Origin of the sequence: Methylocystis sp. ATCC 49242 (genome assembly GCF_000188155.2) — a bacterium.
In the GTDB taxonomy this organism is placed as follows: Bacteria; Pseudomonadota; Alphaproteobacteria; order Rhizobiales; family Beijerinckiaceae; genus Methylocystis.
The window spans coordinates 1,447,905-1,465,378 of the sequence record NZ_KE124774.1 but is presented as its reverse complement, the minus strand read 5'-3'; the positions used below and the strand labels follow the sequence as shown (position 1 = coordinate 1,465,378).

Annotated in this window: 16 protein-coding genes; 14 read left to right on the top strand and 2 right to left on the bottom strand. The window is 63.3% G+C overall.

From position 1 onward, the window contains the following. Positions 1–11: 11 nt before the first annotated feature. From nuoF to MET49242_RS09135, 11 genes are read left to right on the top strand one after another with little or no spacing between them, the layout of a single operon-like run. Positions 12–1,316: an NADH-quinone oxidoreductase subunit NuoF gene (gene nuoF, locus MET49242_RS09185; RefSeq protein ID WP_036282488.1), complete on the top strand. Its 1,305-nt coding sequence runs from the start codon at positions 12–14 to the stop codon at positions 1,314–1,316. A 37-nt stretch (positions 1,317–1,353) separates the two neighbouring features. After that, positions 1,354–3,414: an NADH-quinone oxidoreductase subunit NuoG gene (gene nuoG, locus MET49242_RS09180; protein ID WP_036282486.1), complete on the top strand. Its 2,061-nt coding sequence runs from the start codon at positions 1,354–1,356 to the stop codon at positions 3,412–3,414. Positions 3,415–3,436: 22 nt separating this feature from the next. Then, positions 3,437–4,471, top strand: a complete 1,035-nt coding sequence (nuoH, locus tag MET49242_RS09175) for an NADH-quinone oxidoreductase subunit NuoH (protein WP_051134493.1) — start codon at positions 3,437–3,439, stop codon at positions 4,469–4,471. An 8-nt stretch (positions 4,472–4,479) separates the two neighbouring features. Next, the gene (gene nuoI / locus MET49242_RS09170; protein ID WP_036282484.1) at positions 4,480–4,968 is read left to right on the top strand and encodes an NADH-quinone oxidoreductase subunit NuoI; all 489 of its coding nucleotides are present in this window, start codon (positions 4,480–4,482) and stop codon (positions 4,966–4,968) included. A 53-nt stretch (positions 4,969–5,021) separates the two neighbouring features. Beyond that, positions 5,022–5,624, top strand: coding sequence for an NADH-quinone oxidoreductase subunit J (locus tag MET49242_RS09165; RefSeq protein ID WP_036282482.1), 603 nt, complete (start codon positions 5,022–5,024; stop codon positions 5,622–5,624). A 15-nt stretch (positions 5,625–5,639) separates the two neighbouring features. Further along, positions 5,640–5,948 (top strand): NADH-quinone oxidoreductase subunit NuoK, encoded by a 309-nt coding sequence (gene nuoK / locus MET49242_RS09160; RefSeq protein ID WP_036287502.1) that lies wholly within the window; start codon positions 5,640–5,642, stop codon positions 5,946–5,948. Between the two features lie 7 nt (positions 5,949–5,955). Further along, positions 5,956–7,986 carry an NADH-quinone oxidoreductase subunit L gene (nuoL, locus tag MET49242_RS09155; protein ID WP_036282480.1) on the top strand — a complete coding sequence of 677 codons (2,031 nt, stop codon included), beginning with the start codon at positions 5,956–5,958 and terminating at the stop codon, positions 7,984–7,986. Beyond that, on the top strand, positions 7,986–9,512 hold the full coding sequence (locus MET49242_RS09150; protein ID WP_036282479.1) for an NADH-quinone oxidoreductase subunit M: 1,527 nt from the start codon (positions 7,986–7,988) through the stop codon (positions 9,510–9,512). Before nuoL ends, MET49242_RS09150 begins: the two co-directional genes overlap by 1 nt. Positions 9,513–9,525: 13 nt before the next feature. Continuing rightward, positions 9,526–10,962 (top strand): NADH-quinone oxidoreductase subunit NuoN, encoded by a 1,437-nt coding sequence (nuoN, locus tag MET49242_RS09145; RefSeq protein WP_036287499.1) that lies wholly within the window; start codon positions 9,526–9,528, stop codon positions 10,960–10,962. 13 nt (positions 10,963–10,975) lie between these two features. Continuing rightward, the gene (locus tag MET49242_RS09140) at positions 10,976–11,776 is read left to right on the top strand and encodes a biotin--[acetyl-CoA-carboxylase] ligase (RefSeq protein WP_036287496.1); all 801 of its coding nucleotides are present in this window, start codon (positions 10,976–10,978) and stop codon (positions 11,774–11,776) included. Beyond that, positions 11,773–13,443, top strand: coding sequence for a ribonuclease J (locus tag MET49242_RS09135; protein WP_036282477.1), 1,671 nt, complete (start codon positions 11,773–11,775; stop codon positions 13,441–13,443). Before MET49242_RS09140 ends, MET49242_RS09135 begins: the two co-directional genes overlap by 4 nt. Positions 13,444–13,553: 110 nt before the next feature. Here the strand turns inward: MET49242_RS09135 and MET49242_RS09130 are convergent, their stop codons facing one another. Next, entirely contained in the window at positions 13,554–13,859 is a 306-nt protein-coding gene (locus tag MET49242_RS09130) for a hypothetical protein (protein WP_036282475.1), read from the bottom strand. 203 nt (positions 13,860–14,062) lie between these two features. On the opposite strand from MET49242_RS09130, the gene MET49242_RS09125 reads away from it, so the two are divergent. Both MET49242_RS09125 and MET49242_RS09120 read left to right on the top strand, forming a co-directional pair. Next, complete coding sequence (locus tag MET49242_RS09125) at positions 14,063–15,208, top strand: DNA cytosine methyltransferase (protein ID WP_036282474.1); 1,146 nt, start codon at positions 14,063–14,065, stop codon at positions 15,206–15,208. A gap of 1 nt (position 15,209) precedes the next feature. Next, positions 15,210–15,623 carry a very short patch repair endonuclease gene (locus tag MET49242_RS09120; protein ID WP_036282471.1) on the top strand — a complete coding sequence of 138 codons (414 nt, stop codon included), beginning with the start codon at positions 15,210–15,212 and terminating at the stop codon, positions 15,621–15,623. A 103-nt stretch (positions 15,624–15,726) separates the two neighbouring features. Here the strand turns inward: MET49242_RS09120 and efp are convergent, their stop codons facing one another. After that, positions 15,727–16,296, bottom strand: coding sequence for an elongation factor P (gene efp / locus MET49242_RS09115; protein ID WP_036287492.1), 570 nt, complete (start codon positions 16,294–16,296; stop codon positions 15,727–15,729). Positions 16,297–16,423: 127 nt separating this feature from the next. Between efp and epmA the strand changes: the two genes are divergently transcribed. Further along, the gene (gene epmA, locus MET49242_RS09110) at positions 16,424–17,467 is read left to right on the top strand and encodes an EF-P lysine aminoacylase EpmA (protein WP_036282470.1); all 1,044 of its coding nucleotides are present in this window, start codon (positions 16,424–16,426) and stop codon (positions 17,465–17,467) included. Positions 17,468–17,474 lie beyond the last annotated feature (7 nt).

Sequence of the window (17,474 nt, the reverse complement as noted above, 5' to 3'; positions counted from 1 at the left end):
ACGGAACCATCATGCTCTCCGACTCAGATCGCATCTTCACGAATCTTTACGGCCTCGGGGATCGCTCGCTCGCCGGTGCGCGCAAGCGCGGCCAGTGGGACAATACGAAGGCGCTTCTCGCCAAGGGCCGCGACAAGATCATCGAGGAAGTGAAAGCCTCGGGCCTTCGCGGCCGCGGCGGCGCAGGTTTCTCGACAGGCCTCAAATGGTCCTTCATGCCGAAGGACGTCGATCCCAGGCGTCCGCATTATCTCGTCATCAACGCCGACGAGTCCGAGCCCGGCACGTGCAAGGACCGCGAGATCATGCGCAACGACCCGCATACGCTGGTCGAGGGCGCGCTGGTCGCCTCCTTCGCCATGGGCGCGCACGCCTGTTACATCTACGTTCGCGGCGAGTTCATCGCCGAGCGTGAGGCGTTGCAGCGCGCCGTCGATGAAGCCTATGCGGCCAATCTAATCGGCAAGAACAACGTCCACGGCTATCCCTTCGATCTGTATGTCCATCACGGCGCCGGCGCCTATATCTGCGGCGAAGAGACGGCCCTGATCGAGAGCCTCGAAGGCAAGAAGGGCATGCCGCGCCTGAAGCCGCCGTTCCCCGCGAATGTCGGCCTTTATGGCTGTCCGACGACCGTCAACAACGTCGAGTCGATTGCCGTGGTTCCGACGATCCTGCGTCGCGGCCCGAACTGGTTCGCCGGCATCGGCAAGCCCAACAACACCGGCACCAAGCTTTTCTCGATCTCCGGCCATGTCAACCGGCCGTGCAACGTCGAGGAGGCGATGTCGATCTCCTTCCGCGAACTGATCGACACCCATTGCGGCGGCGTTCGCGGCGGCTGGGACAATCTTCTCGCGGTCATTCCCGGCGGTTCGTCGGTGCGCTGCGTTCCGGCGCATCAGATCATCGACTGCCCGATGGATTTCGACAGCCTTGTAAAGCTCGGCTCGGGCCTCGGCACGGCGGCGGTGATCGTCATGGACAAGTCCACTGACATCATCCGCGCCATCGCGCGCCTCGCCTATTTCTACAAGCACGAGAGCTGCGGCCAGTGCACGCCCTGCCGAGAAGGCACCGGCTGGATGTATCGCGTCGTGCAGCGCATGGTCGAAGGCCGCGCGAACAAGAAGGAAATCGACATGTTGTTCGACGTGTCGAAGCAGATCGAGGGCCACACCATCTGCGCGCTCGGCGACGCGGCGGCGTGGCCGATTCAGGGCCTCATCACCCATTTCCGCGACGTGATCGAACAGCGAATCGATCAATATACGGCCAACCCGCACCCGGAGCCGGTGCGCGAGGCGGCGGAGTGATCATGAACAAGCGCGTCGAGACTTCGGAGAGAGCGAAGTGACCAAGATTCTCGTCGATGGCGTCGAAGTTGACGTGCCGGGAGAGTTCACGCTTCTGCAGGCGTGCGAGGAGGCGGGCGCTGAGGTGCCGCGCTTCTGCTACCATGAGCGCCTGTCGATCGCGGGCAATTGCCGCATGTGCCTCGTCGAGGTGAAGGGCGGACCGCCCAAGCCGCAGGCCTCCTGCGCAATGTCGGTGAAGGATTTGCGTCCGGGTCCGAACGGCGCGCCGCCAGAAGTTCTCACCAAATCGCCGATGGTGAAGAAGGCCCGCGAAGGCGTTATGGAGTTCCTGCTCGTCAACCATCCGCTCGATTGCCCCATCTGCGATCAGGGCGGCGAATGCGACCTGCAGGATCAGGCGCTCGCATTCGGCGGCGACAGCTCGCGCTACAGCGAAAACAAGCGCGCGGTCGAAGACAAATATATCGGCCCGCTGGTCAAGACCGAGATGACGCGCTGCATTCATTGCACGCGCTGCGTCCGCTTCACTGCGGAAGTCGCGGGCACGGGCGACATGGGCGCCATCGGCCGCGGCGAGGATATGGAAATCACGACCTATCTCGAAAGCGCGATGACCTCGGAGCTCCAGGGCAATGTCGCGGACCTTTGCCCGGTCGGCGCGCTGCTGCCCAAGCCGCAGAATTTCCGCGCGCGTCCGTGGGAATATCAGAAGACCGAAACCATCGACGTCATGGACGCCCTGGGTTCGGCCATCCGCGTCGACTCCCGCGGCCGCGAAGTCATCCGCATCCTGCCGCGAGTGAACGACGCGGTGAATGAGGAGTGGATTTCCGACAAGACGCGTCAGATCGTCGATGGTCTCAAGACCCAGCGTCTGGATCGCCCCTATGTGCGCGAGAATGGTCGTCTGCGTCCCGCGACATGGCAGGAGGCCTTCGAGGCCATCGCCGCCAAGCGCAAGGCGACGGCGCCCGCGCGTACGGGCGCGATCGTCGGCGACCTCGCGGCGGTCGAGGAGATTTTCGCGCTCAGGCTGCTCATGCAGCAGCTGGGAACGCCGAATATCGATTGCCGTCAGGATGGCGCCAAGCTCGATCCGAAATTCGGGCGCGCGTCCTATTTGTTCAACGCCACCGTCGCCGGTATCGACGACGCCGACGCGCTGCTGATCGTCGGGTCCAACCCGCGAAAGGAGTCGCCCGTTCTCAACGCGCGAATCCGCAAGCGCTGGCTCAGGGGCGACTTCAAGATTTCGGTGGTCGGCGAAAAGGCCGATCTCACTTACGACTACGACTATCTCGGCGCGGGCGCGGATTCGCTTCTGCGGTTCATTCAGGAAGGCAAGCCGGCGGGCAGATTGCTCGTGATCGTGGGGCAGGGCGCGCTCGCACGCCCGGATGGCGACGCAATTCTCGCGCTCGCCGCGCAGGCCGCGCAGAAGTTCGGCGGGGTCGGCGACGGCTGGAACGGCTTCAGCGTCCTCCACACGGCGGCGTCGCGCGTCGGCGCGCTTGATCTCGGCTTCACGCCGGCGGCGGGCGGCATGGACGCGCAGGCGATGGCCAAAGCGGGCGCTCTCGACCTCATTTTCAACCTGGGCGCCGATGAACTGGCGATCGAGCCGGGCGCCTTCGTCGTCTATATCGGCACGCATGGCGACCGCGGCGCGCATCGCGCCGACGTGATCTTGCCCGGCGCGGCCTACACGGAAAAGTCGGGCATCTATGTGAACACGGAAGGCCGCGTGCAGCTTGCCTCACGCGTCGTCTTCCCGCCAGGCGAGGCCCGCGAGGACTGGGCCGTCCTGCGCGCACTTTCCGGCGCGCTCGGGCAGGCGCTGCCCTTCGACTCGCTTGCGGCTTTGCGCAAAAAGCTCGTCGAGGTCCATCCGCATTTCGCGCGCATCGATCAGATCGCGGCGGGCGACGCGGCCGATATCGGCAAGCTCGCCATTCATCCGGCGGTCGCGATGAAGGACGCTTTCGTCCCGGCCATCGAAGATTTCTACCTCACCAATCCGATCGCGCGCGCCTCGGCGGTCATGGCGGAATGCTCGGCTCTCGCGCAAGGCCGGCTGAAGCAGGCGGCGGAATAGGAGCGAAGACGTGACCGAGTGGCTGAACGCAATTACCGCCTATCTCGCGGAAAGCCCCGTTCTGCTCGCGCTCATCAAGAGCGTGCTGATCGCGGTGGTTCTGCTGATCTATGTGGCCTACGTCATTCTCGCTGACCGCAAGATCTGGGCGGCGGTGCAGTTGCGTCGCGGCCCGAATGTCGTCGGCCCGTGGGGTCTGCTTCAAAGCTTCGCCGACTTCATCAAATTCGCCCTCAAGGAGCCGGTGATCCCGGACACCGCGAACAAGGGCATCTTCCTGTTCGCGCCATTCATCATGGCGACGCTGTCGATCGCCGCCTGGGCGGTGGTGCCGGTGTCAGACGGCGGCTGGGTCGTCGGCGACATCAATGTCGGCATCCTCTATATTTTCGCGCTTTCGTCGCTCGGCGTTTACGGCGTCATCATGGGCGGCTGGGCGTCGAACTCGAAATATCCCTTCCTGTCCGCCCTGCGCTCCGCCGCGCAGATGGTGTCGTACGAAGTCTCGATCGGCTTCGTCATCATCACCGTGCTGCTCTGCGCCGGTTCGCTGAATCTGACCGAAATCGTTCGCGCGCAGGACACGCCATACGGCATGGCCGGCTGGTACTGGCTGCGCCTGTTCCCGATGTTCGTCATCTTTTTCGTTTCGGCGCTGGCCGAGACGAACCGTCCTCCCTTCGACCTCGTCGAGGCGGAATCCGAACTCGTCGCCGGCTTCATGATCGAATATTCGGCGACGCCTTACGTGCTGTTCATGCTCGCCGAATATGTGGCGATCGTGACCATGTGCGCCCTGCTGACCATCCTGTTCTTCGGCGGCTGGCTGCCGCCGGCGAATATCGCCCCCTTCACCTGGGTGCCGGGAGTCATCTGGTTCATCCTGAAGGTCAGCTTCTTCTTCTTCTTCTTCGCCATGGTGAAGGCGTTCGTGCCGCGTTATCGGTACGATCAGCTTATGCGTCTGGGCTGGAAAGTGTTCCTGCCGATTTCGCTCGTCATGGTCATTATTGTCGCCGCGGTGCTGCAGTTCGGCCCCGGCGCGGTCGCGAGCTGAGGCCCGTCATGAGACTAGACCAAGCCGCCAAGTCGCTGTTCCTGTCGGAGTTCGTCGGAGCCTTCTGGCTCTCCATGCGCTACTTCTTCAAGCCGAAGGCGACCATCAATTATCCCCATGAAAAGAACCCGATTTCGCCGCGTTTTCGGGGAGAACATGCGCTGCGCCGCTATCCCAACGGCGAGGAGCGCTGCATCGCCTGCAAGCTCTGCGAGGCGATCTGTCCGGCTCAGGCCATCACCATCGAAGCGGGTCCACGCCGCAACGACGGCACCCGTCGCACGACGCGCTACGACATCGACATGGTGAAGTGCATCTATTGCGGCTATTGCCAGGAGGCCTGCCCCGTCGACGCGATCGTCGAGGGCCCGAACCAGGAATTCGCGACCGAGACGCGCGAGGAGCTTTACTACACCAAGGAGCGCCTGCTCGAGAATGGCGCCCGCTGGGAACGTGAGATCGCGCGCAACATCGCGATGGACTCGCCCTACCGGTAAAAAGAGAACGCGAGCCGCGACGCAGGTCGCGCTCTTCATGAGAGGATGAGGCCGTGGCGGCTGTATTTTTCTACATCTTCGCGACGATCATGATCGCGTCAGCCTGCGTGGTGATCTTCGCCCGCAATCCGGTGCATTCCGTGCTGTTTCTCATCCTCGCCTTTTGTAACGGCGCGGGTCTGTTCCTGCTCGCCGGCGCCGAGTTCCTGGCCATGATCCTCATCGTGGTCTATGTCGGCGCAGTGGCGGTCCTGTTCCTCTTCGTGGTCATGATGCTCGACGTCGACTTCGCGGAATTGAAGCAGGGCTTCAATAAATATCTGCCTGTCGGCGCCGCGGTCGGCGTCGTCGTTCTGGCGGAGCTCGGCATGGTCGCCATTGGCTGGCAATCCGCGCCTTCGGCCTCCTCGGCGGCCGCCACGCCTATCGTCGCCAATGTCTCGAACACTGCGGCGCTCGGGCAGGTGCTCTATACGAAGTATGTGATCTTCTTCCAGGCTTCAGCGCTGGTGCTGCTTACCGCCATGATCGGCGCGATCGTGCTGACGCTGCATCACAAGCCGAATGTGAAGCGCCAGAAGATCGCGGAACAGAACGCGCGCAACCGCGACAATGTCATCGAAATCAAGAAAGTCCCGTTCCGGACCGGCGTCTAACGAGGAAGTCTCATGATGACCATCGGCCTCACTCACTACCTCGTCGTCGCCGCGATCCTGTTCACGCTCGGCGTTGCGGGCATCATTCTCAACCGCAAGAACATCATCGTCATCCTAATGTCGGTGGAGTTGATTCTCCTGTCTGTGAACCTCAACTTCGTCGCCTTTTCGCAGTCGCTCGGCGATCTTGTGGGGCAGGTGTTCGCGCTCTTCGTTCTCACCGTGGCGGCGGCGGAGGCTGCAATTGGCCTTGCGATCCTCGTCGCCTTCTATCGCAATCGCGGCACGATCGCGGTCGAAGACATCAATTCGTTGAAGGGCTGATCCCGCGATGATTCAGGCAATCGTCTTTCTCCCGCTGCTCGGTTTTCTGATTGCAGGCGCCTTCGGGCGCAAGCTCGGACCGCGCCCGTCGGAGCTCGTTACGACCGGGTTGCTCATGGTCTCGGCCGTGCTGTCCTGGGTCGTGTTCTTCGACGTGGCCCTCGGCCACAAAGAGGCAAGCGCTCCCGTCCTCGCCAACTGGATGACGGTTGGCGCGCTCAAGGTCGACTGGGCGCTGCGCGTCGACACGTTGACAGCGGTGATGCTCGTCGTCGTCAACACCGTGTCGAGCCTCGTGCACCTCTATTCGATCGGCTACATGCACGAGGACCCGTCGCGTCCGCGCTTCTTCGCCTATCTGTCGCTTTTCACCTTCGCCATGTTGATGCTGGTGACCGCCGACAATCTGGTGCAGATGTTCTTCGGCTGGGAGGGCGTGGGTCTGGCGTCCTATCTGCTCATCGGCTTCTGGTACGAGAAGCCGTCGGCCTGCGCCGCCGCCATTAAGGCCTTCGTGGTCAACCGCGTCGGCGATTTCGGTTTCGCTCTCGGCATCTTCCTCGTCTTCCAGCTCACGCAGTCGCTGAGCTTCAATGAGGTCTTCGCGGCCGTTCCGGGTCTTGCGGGCAAGCCGATCCATGTCTTCGGCATGGACGTCGACGCCCTGACGATTGCGGCCTTCCTGCTGTTCATCGGCGCCATGGGCAAGTCGGCGCAGTTCTTCCTGCACACATGGCTTCCCGACGCGATGGAGGGTCCGACGCCGGTTTCTGCGCTCATCCACGCCGCCACCATGGTGACGGCGGGCGTGTTCATGGTCGCGCGCCTGTCGCCGATCTTCGAACATGCGCCGGCAGCGCTGGAATTCGTGACGCTGATCGGGGCCGTTACGGCGTTCTTCGCCGCGACCGTCGGCCTCGTGCAGAATGACATCAAGCGCGTCATCGCCTATTCGACCTGTTCGCAGCTCGGCTACATGTTCGTTGCTGAAGGCGTCGGCGCCTATTCGCTCGGCGTGTTCCACCTCTTCACCCACGCCTTCTTCAAGGCGCTGCTGTTCCTAGGCGCCGGCTCGGTCATCCACGCGATGCATCACGAGCAGGACATGCGGAACATGGGCGGCCTGCGCAAGGACATCCCGTTCACCTTCGCCATGATGACCATCGGCACTCTGGCGCTGACAGGCTTCCCCTACACGGCGGGCTATTTCTCGAAGGACGGCATCATCGAGGCAGCCTTCGCCGCCGGCGAACACCACACGACCGCAATGATCGGCTTCGTGTCGACGGTCGTCGCCGCGGGTTTGACCTCCTTCTATTCTTGGCGCCTCGTGTTCATGACCTTCTTCGGTCACCGCCCGGCGCATGAGATTGCACACAACCACTCGCATGACGAACCGACGCACGACGAGCATGCGCATGGGGCCCATCACGATGACCATGCGCATGATGATCATGGTCATGGCCATCATGCCCCGCATGAATCGCCGATCGTGATGCTGATCCCTCTCGCGGTCCTCTCTCTCGGGGCAATTGGCGCGGGCTTCCTGTTCGAGCCCTATTTCGCCGGTCACGAATATGGCGAGTTCTGGAAAGGCGCGCTTTTCACGGGCGAGCACAATGAAATCCTGCACGAAATGCACCAGATCCCCGCGTGGGCCGGTTTCGCGCCGACCGTGATGATGATCCTCGGCTTCCTCGTCTCGCTCTATGTCTATGTGCTCAAGCCCGGAACCGCGCAGAAGCTTGCGGGCGCTTTCCCGCGTCTCTACCAGTTCCTGCTCAACAAGTGGTATTTCGACGAGCTCTATGACGCCATCTTCGTGAAGCCCGCCTTTGCGATCGGCCGCATGTTCTGGAAGGGCGGCGACGGCGCCATCATCGACGGCCTCGGTCCCGACGGCGTCGCCGCGCGCGTCGCGGATGGCGCGCGCCTCGCGGTGCGTCTGCAAACCGGATACATCTATAACTATGCCTTCGCCATGCTCATCGGCGTCGCGGCGGTTGTTACTTGGTTCGTCGTCGGGGGGCTCCGCTGATGTATGGGTTCGGCATTCTTTCCGGCCTCACCTTTCTTCCTCTGGTCGGCGTCGCCTTCCTTCTGACGCAGAAGGGCGACGACGAGGCGAGCCTTCGCAACATCCGCTGGGCGACCTTTCTCACGACGCTCGCGACCTTCGCTTTGTCCCTCTACGTCTGGTCGGGCTTCGACGCGTCGAGCGCCGCCTTCCAGTTCGTCGAGGAAAAGAGCTGGTTCGGCGCTGAAGGCGCCGGAAAGGGCGGCCTCGTCTACAAGATGGGCGTCGACGGCTTCTCGATGCCGCTCGTCCTGCTGACGACCTTCATCATGCCCTTTTCGATCCTCGCCTCCTGGGAGTCGGTCACGAAGCGCGTAAAGGAATATATGATCGCATTCCTTGTGCTCGAGACGCTGATGATCGGCGTCTTCTGCGCGCTGGATCTTGTGCTGTTCTACCTCTTCTTCGAGGGCGGCCTCATTCCGATGTTCCTCATCATCGGCATCTGGGGCGGCAAACGGCGCGTCTATGCGAGCTTCAAATTCTTCCTTTATACGCTCGCCGGCTCGCTTCTGATGCTGATCGCCATCCTCGCCATGTATGGCGTGGCCGGCACGACCGACATCACCGTGTTGCTGAAGACCGATTTCCCCAAGGAGATGCAGACCTGGCTGTGGCTCGCCTTCTTCGCCTCTTTCGCGGTGAAGATGCCGATGTGGCCGGTGCACACGTGGCTGCCGGACGCTCACGTCGAGGCGCCGACGGCCGGTTCGGTCATCCTCGCGGCGATCCTGCTGAAGATGGGCGGCTACGGTTTCATCCGTTTCTCGCTGCCGATGTTCCCTGACGCGTCGGCCTATTTCGCCCCGCTGGTCTATGCGATGTCGGTCATCGCGATCGTCTACACCTCGCTCGTCGCGCTGGTGCAGGAAGACATCAAGAAGCTCATCGCCTACTCGTCGGTCGCCCATATGGGCTATGTGACGATGGGCCTGTTCACGCTCAATCCGCAGGGCGTGCAGGGCGCGATGTTCCAGATGATTTCGCATGGTTTCGTGTCCGGCGCGCTCTTCCTCTGCGTCGGCGTGATCTATGACCGCATGCACACCCGCGAGATCGCGGCCTATGGCGGGCTCGTGAACCGGATGCCGATTTACGCCTTCGTGTTCATGCTCTTCACGATGGCCAATGTCGGCTTGCCGGGTACGACGGGCTTCATCGGGGAGTTCCTGTCGCTCATGGGCGCCTTCAAGGCCAACAGCTGGGTTGCGCTTATCGCCACCAGCGGCGTGATCTTCTCGGCGGCCTATGCGCTTTATCTTTACCGTCGCGTCGTCTTCGGCGCGCTGGAGAAGGCGAGCCTCAAGGACATCGTCGATCTGACGCCGCGCGAGATCGCGATCTTCGCCCCGCTCATCGCCCTGACGATCTATTACGGCGTGCTGCCGGGACAGATCCTCAGTGCGACCCAGGCTTCGGTCGACAATCTCATCCAATCCCATACGGCCCTGCTCGACGCGGTGAAATTCGCCGTCGCGGGTCAATGACGGATCAATGACGATGCCCTTTCTCGTTCAACTCGCGCAAAATTTCCTGCCGGAAATCATTCTCGCCGTCGGCGTAATGGTTCTGATTCTGATCGGGGCCTGGCGCGGCGAGCGCGGCTTCAGCCTCGTCGACGAAATGGCGGTCGGTCTCCTCGGCCTTGCCATTCTGGCGATCGTGCTGTCGACCAAGTCGGTGGATCAAAGCGCCTTCGACGGCGCCTTCATGGATGACGCCTTCTCGCGCTTCATGAAAGTGCTGACGCTCGTCGGCGCGCTGGTCTCGATCCTGATGTCGGTGGACTGGCTGCAGCGAAACGGCCTCGAGAAATTCGAATATCCGGTGCTGGTCATCCTCTCCACGCTCGGCATGATGCTGCTGATCTCGGCGGATAATCTCATCGCGCTCTACCTCGGCCTCGAGCTCATGTCGCTCGCGCTTTACGTCATGGCCGCCTTCGCGCGGGATGACGGTCGTTCGTCGGAAGCGGGTCTGAAATATTTCGTGCTCGGCGCGCTGTCGTCCGGCATGATGCTGTATGGGTCGTCGCTGCTGTACGGCTTCGCGGGCACGGTGTCCTTTTCGGGCATTGCGCAGGTCGTGTCTGATCAGGCGCCCATTGGCGTGATCTTCGGCCTCGTTTTCGTGCTCGCCGGTCTCGCCTTCAAAATGTCGGCCGCGCCGTTCCACATGTGGACGCCCGACGTCTATGAAGGCGCGCCGACGCCGGTCACCGCGTTTTTCGCCTCCGCCGCCAAGATGGCCGCCGTCGCCATTACGGCGCGCATTGTCATCACCGCTTTCCCGGGCGTGACCCATCAGTGGCGTCAGATCATCGTGTTCCTTGCGATCGCCTCGACGCTGTTGGGCTCCTTCGCGGCGATCGGTCAAAACAACATCAAGCGCCTGATGGCCTATTCGTCCATCGGCCACATGGGCTTCGCGCTGATCGGCCTGGCTGCCGGCAATGAGGCGGGCGTCAAGGGCGTGGCGATCTATCTTGCCGTCTATCTGGTTATGACGCTCGGCTCCTTCGCCGCAATCCTCGCGATGCGCGTCAACGGCAGGAACGTCGAGAACATCTCCGACCTCGCCGGCCTGTCCCGCACAAATGGCCTCATGGCCTTCTTCATGGCGATGCTGATGTTCTCGCTTGCGGGCGTGCCGCCGCTCGCCGGCTTCTTCGCGAAATATTACGTGCTGCTCGCGGCGGTCGACGCCGGGCTTTATCCGCTCGCCGTCATCGGCGTGCTGGCGAGCGCGGTGGCGGCCTTCTATTATCTGCGCGTCGTGAAGGTCATGTATTTCGACGATCCGGCGCCGGGCTTCGACCGTTCGCCGCTGGCGATCCGCGCCGTTCTCGCCGTCTCGACCATCGCGCTGCTCGGATTCTGGATCTATCCTGCGCCGGTCATGGACGCGGCTACCGTTGCAGCCAAATCACTGTTCTGAAGAGGACGCGCGCGTGGAAATTGGTTCAACCGCGCGCGCGCATGGCGTTCGGCTTCTTGCGCTCGATGAGGTAGACTCGACCAATAGCGAGGCTCGTCGCCTGATTGAAGGCGGCGAACGGGGTCCGCTCTGGGTCGTCGCGGCGCGTCAGACGAAAGGCCGGGGCCGGATGGGCCGGGAGTGGCTGTCGCCGGCCGGCAATCTCCATGCAAGCTTCATCATCAGCGACTTCGGCGAAACTCTCGTCGCGCCGCAACTGGGCTTCGTCGCCGGCGTCGCGGCGATGCGCGCCCTGGTTTCGGCTGCGGGGCGCGGGCGTTTCGGGCTGAAATGGCCGAATGACCTGATGCTGGACGGCGCAAAGCTCGGTGGCATTCTTCTCGAGAATGTGATCGTTCCCACCGGCGACGCACGCGCGCCGGCGGCTTCGGTCGCGATCATCGGCATTGGCGTCAATTGCGCGAACGCGCCGGATGATCTTCCTTATGAAGCCCGCGCGCTTGCTGCTCTTGGCGCAGAGGCGCCTTCGGCTGCGACCGTTTTTGCGCATCTCTCCGACGCCCTCGTGGAGACGCTCGAAATCTGGCGCGGCGGCGCGGGCTTTGCGCAATTGCGGGAGGAGTGGCTGACCTACGCCTCCGGGCTCGGCGCCGATATTCGGGTCGCGTTGGCTCGGGAAACCGTCGAGGGCCGCTTCGAGACGATAGACTCCTCTGGTCGGCTGGTTCTCGCGACCAGTGACGGCGCGCGCGTCGTGGAAGCCGGGGACGTGCTGCTTGGCCCGCGCCCCATCGCGGCAGGAATAGCCCGATGACGACCGGCGCGGCTGACTTCGTTTTCGTGCCGTTCGGCGGCGTCGGCGAAATTGGCATGAATCTGGCGCTTTACGGCTATGGTCCGCCGAAAGCGCGCAAATGGCTGATGGTCGATTGCGGCCTCGGTTTTCCGGGGCCCGAGCTTCCGGGCGTCGACGTCGTCTTTCCCGACATCGCCTTCGTGGAGAAAATCGCGAAGGATCTCGTCGCGATCTGCATTACACATGCGCATGAGGATCATATCGGCGCGCTCGCCACGCTATGGCCGAAGCTCAAGTGCAGGGTCTTCGCCTCGCCTTTCGCCTCTGGCCTGCTGGAGGTGCGTCGGCTGAGCGAACCCGGCGCGCCGAAGATCGATCTGCTTCCCGCACGCGCGGGAAGCGTACTCGACCTCGATCCTTTCACTGTCGAATATATCGCCGTCGCCCATTCGATCCCCGAGGCGCATGCGCTCGCGATCCGCACGCCGCTCGGCGTCGCGCTGCACACCGGCGACTGGAAGATTGATCCCGAACCGGGCATCGGCGCGCGGATCGACGAGGCGCGGCTGCGGACGCTGGGCGACGAGGGCGTGGACGCGCTGGTCTGCGACTCGACCAATATTCTTCGCGAGGGCGACAGCTTTTCGGAGAGCGACGTCGCCCGCACCCTAAGGACGCTGATCTCGGAAGCGACGGGACGCGTCCTCATCACGACTTTCGCCTCCAATGTCCAGCGTCTGCGCGCCATTGCGGAGGCCGCGATGGAGTGCGGGCGGACGGTCGTCGTCGCCGGCCGCGCGATGGATCGGGTGGTTCAGGTCGCGCGTGAATGCGGCTATCTGGACGGCATACCCGGTTTTCATTCGCCGGAGCTTCTGCCGACGCTTCCACGCGAGAAGGTCGTCGTCATCGCCACCGGCAGCCAGGGCGAGCCGCGCGCAGCCATGGCCCGCGCCGCGAACAACGAGCATCCGTCCATCAAGCTCGGTCCCGGCGATCGCGTCATCTTTTCCTCTCGCACCATCCCCGGCAACGCGCGCGAGGTTCATCGCGTCATCAACAATCTGTGCAATCTCGGCGTAGAAGTGATCACCGATCACGATCACCTCGTGCATTGCTCCGGCCATCCGCGCCGCGGCGAAGTCGCGCAGATGTATGACTGGGTGCGGCCCAAGACGGCGATCCCCGTGCATGGCGAGGCGCATCATCTCACCCAGCATGCCGCCTTCGCCAAGACGAAGGGCGTGGACCAAGTGGTTCCCGCGCGCAATGGCACTCTCGTACGCATCGCGCCCGGCGCGCCTGGCGTTGTAGGAGACATTCCGGCCGGTCGCCTGTTCAAGGACGGCGACGTCGTGCTGCGTGAGGATGACGGCGCCGTGCGCGAGCGCGGCAAGCTTTCCTATGCGGGCGTGGTGTCGATCGCGCTCGCCGTCGACAAGAAGGGCGATCTCGTCGGCGATCCGGATGTCGTCTTCGCCGGCGTGCCGAAGCGCGGAAAATTCGGCGAGGACATGGGGGAGGTCGTCGACGAGGCGCTGTTCGCTACGTTTGACGGCCTGCCGCGCGCGCGCCGACGGGACGCGGACGCGATCTCAAATGCGATCGAGCGCTCGGTGCGCGGCGCCGTGTTTTCCGTATGGGGCAAGAAGCCCATCGTGCATGTGATGGTTGTGTCGGTTTGACCTACGCCCGATGCAGGGGCGGATTGGCTGAAAACGAGTCTAAACGAAACGACTGCTTGCCCGAGCGGCAAAACTTGCCCGCCGCCTGCGGGCAAGTTTCGTGACATTCCTCAAAACGCAACGAATTTTTGCGTCTTGCCGTCCTCGGTCGTGATCGTGAAAGCTCTCACATAATTGCATTCGTGCGAACCGGGCAATTTGAACTTGTCGCCCTTGGCCATGGTCTTGTGGTATGCCTTGTCCCGGGCCGGAACAGCGCAGTCACCGCCATCGATCGTGACAGCCTTGACCGAAACATGGTCCTTCTTGACCTTGCATTCGACGTCGCCGTCTTTCTTGCTGCAGTCGAATGCTTCGTCGCCCGCGTAGGCGACAGAAGGGGCGAGAGCCAGGATAGCAAACAGCAGTTTTTTCATTTTCTTTCTCCATCGAAGAAGAAGGGAAGCGCTCAGACGCCTCGACCGGGGAGTATTTGCAGCTGCGACGCGCGCGCCCTCGGGCCGCGCGAACGATTTGTGTCAAGCACGCGCACATAAAAAGAATGTGACAATATCGGCGGTTTCGTCCTACACATTCAAAAACGCCGACGATTCCCGCAGATCCGGGGCGAGACGCCGACATGCGCTGCAAGCCCAGCTTTTACGAGTTCTTCGCCGGCGGCGGCATGGCGCGCGCGGGGTTGGGGCCGGGCTGGGCCTGCCTCTTCGCCAATGATTTCGACCGCAAGAAAGCCGAGAGCTACCGCGCCAACTGGGGCGGCGGAGAGATGCATGTCGGCGACGTTCGCGAGATCACGACCGCGCAGCTTCCCGGCCGCGCCGATCTCGTCTGGGCGTCGTTCCCCTGCCAGGACCTGTCGCTCGCCGGCGCAGGGGCAGGGTTGAAGGGCGAGCGGTCAGGGACGTTCTGGCCCTTCTGGGCGCTGATGAAGGCGCTTTGCGCGGAGGGGCGGGCACCCGCAACGATCGTGCTCGAAAATGTCTGCGGGGCGCTCACCTCGCATGGCGGGCGGGATTTTACCGAGATTTGCCGGGCGCTTGGCGACGGGGGCTACAGATTCGGCGCGCTGGTCATCGACGCCGCGCTCTTCCTGCCGCAATCGCGCCCGCGTCTGTTCATCATCGCGGTGCGCGAGGACGCGCCGATTCCCGCGCCGCTCATGGAACAGCGCGCGAGCGCTCCCTTTCATACCCGTGCGCTGCGCACGGCGCAGGAGCAATTGCCCGAAGCGCTGAAAGCGAAATGGCTGTGGTGGCGCCTGCCGGCGCCGCCTCTACGCAATGTCACGCTTGCGGAGATCGTCGAGGACGCGCCGCGCGACGTCGCCTGGCACAGCGCCGCGGAGACGCAGACGCTCATAGATATGATGAGCGACGTCAATCTTGCAAAGATTGCGGAGGCGAAGCGCGCCGGCCGCAGGATGGTTGGGACGATGTATCGCCGCACGCGCTATACGGCTGGCGAAAAAATCCAGCGCGCCGAGGCGCGCTTCGACGATGTTGCGGGCTGTCTTCGCACGCCGGCGGGCGGGTCCAGCCGGCAATTCGTGCTTGTCGTCGACAAGGGCCAGGTGCGCTCGCGGCTCATGTCGGCGCGCGAGACTGCACGGCTGATGGGCCTGCCTGACGAATACACGCTGCCGGAGAAATACAATGAGGCTTATCATCTCACCGGCGACGGCGTTGTCGCGCCCGTAGTTCGACATATCGCGGCGCATATCCTCGAACCGCTGATCGGCCCGCGCCCTATGCGCGTCGCTGCGTAGGGTGGAAGACCCCGCGCAACGCTCCGCCACAATGCGCGCGGTGAAGTCGCGCGACACCTCGCCGGAGCTGGCTGTTCGCGCCCTGCTTCGAAAATTTGCGCCTGGCTATCGGCTGCATCGCAAGGATGTTCCCGGCAATCCCGACATTGCCTACATCGGCCGCAAGCAGGCGATCTTCGTGCATGGCTGTTTCTGGCACGGGCATGATTGCGCGCGCGGGGCGCGCATGCCCAAGGCCAACGCCGACTACTGGCGCGCGAAAATTGCGCGTAATCGGGCGCGAGACAAGGTGCATCGCGAAAAACTCGCCGCGCTCGGCTGGCGCACGCTCATTGTCTGGGAATGTGAATTGAAGAACGCGCCCGCGCTGGAGAAAAAGCTGCGGGAATTCCTGAATCAGGTACGAGATCGTTAAGCTGTTTCATGGCCGGGTCTGGCCCGGCCATTCCGGCAAAGCACGTCCGCGCCGCGACGTACGTCATGGACGTCCGCCGCACGCGCGGGATGGTAAGCTGCGCTCAGTCCTTCGCGCGCTCGACATAGGCGCCGTCTTCCGTCTGGATGACGACGCGCGTGCCGGTCTGGATGTGCGGAGGCACCATCACGCGGGCGCCGTTGGAGAGCTTCGCCGGCTTGTAGGAGGAGGAGGCCGTCTGGCCCTTGAGCGCCGGCTCTGTCTCGACGATCTCGAGCGTCACGCGCGGCGGGAGCTGGATCGCGACGCAGACGCCGTTGAACATGGAAAGGATGCAGACCATGTTTTCCTGTAGCCACTGCGCCTGATCGCCGATCACGTCGGCCGGCACGGCGACCTGCTCGTAGCTCTGCTGGTTCATGAAATGGTGACCGTCGTCGTCGCTGTAGAGATAGGTGAAGTCCTGATCCTCGACGAAGGCGCGCTCGACCTGCTCGGTCGTCTTGTAGCGGTCGGAGACCTTTACGCCGTCCGAGAGACGGCGCATGTCGATCTGCGTCGTCGGCGTGCCCTTGCCGGGGAAAAAGCTTTCGGCCGTAAGCACGACATAGAGCTGGCCGTCCTCACGCTCAATAATATTGCCCTTGCGAATCGAGCTGGCGATGACTTTCACGGGTTTCTTTCCTTCAATGCCGGCTCGCCGGCTCGCGTTCATTGCCGGCATGCGCCGGACTGGTCTATGAACGGGGGTAAGACCATATTTCGCGCGCGCCGGCAAATCCGGCCCGCAGGGAGGCCTCATGACGCGCGCTTCGCCCTGGTGGGCGCGGGATGTTTACGCCGATCGCAAGCCATTTCTCAAGGCGCGCGGCAAGATCACCGCCGCGACAAGGCATTTTTTTGCGTCGGAGGGCTTCACGGAGGTCGAAACCGCGGCCTTGCAGGTCTCCGGCGGCAATGAGACGCATCTGACCGCCTTTTCGACCGAACTGATCGGGCAGGGCGGCGACCGGAGCCGACTTTTTCTCCACACCTCGCCGGAATTCGCCTGCAAGAAGCTGCTGGCGGCCGGCGAAGAACGGATTTTCACGCTCGCCCGCGTGTTCCGGAACCGCGAGCGCTCGGCGCTGCATCACCCGGAATTCACCATGCTGGAGTGGTATCGCGTCGGCGAACCCACGTTGCGGCTGATGGAGGATTGCGCCGGCCTGCTCGCCGCAGCGGCCCGGGCGGCGGGGGCGACGGATCTGGCGTGGCGCGGGCGGGTCTGCGATCCCTTCGAGGAGCCCGAGATCGTCACCTGCTGCGAGGCTTTCGCGGCCCACGCGAGCATCGATCTCGAAGCGCTGCTCGATGACCGTGACGGGCTCGCGCGCGCAGCGGCCCGCGACGGCATTCGCGTGGCGGAGGACGACTCATGGTCGGATCTGTTCAGCAAGATTCTGTCGGAGAAGGTCGAGGGCCGATTGGGGAGCGAACGGCCGACAATTCTAACTGATTATCCACTGAGTGAAGCTGCGCTGGCGCGTCCGAGCGAGGACGACCCGCGCTTTGCCGACCGCTTCGAACTCTATGTCTGCGGGGTGGAGGTGGCGAACGGCTTCGCCGAACTGACAGACCCCGTCGAACAGCGCCGCCGATTCGAGGCACAGATGGCGGAGAAGAGCCGCATCTATCGCGAGCACTATCCGATCGACGAGGATTTCCTCGAGGCTCTCGCTCTCATGCCGCAGGCCAGCGGCGTCGCGCTCGGGTTCGACCGGCTCGTCATGCTCGCAACGGGAGCGGAGCGCATCGAACATGTGCTCTGGACGCCGGTCGCAGAGCTCGGTAGCGCAGGATGAGCTTGCT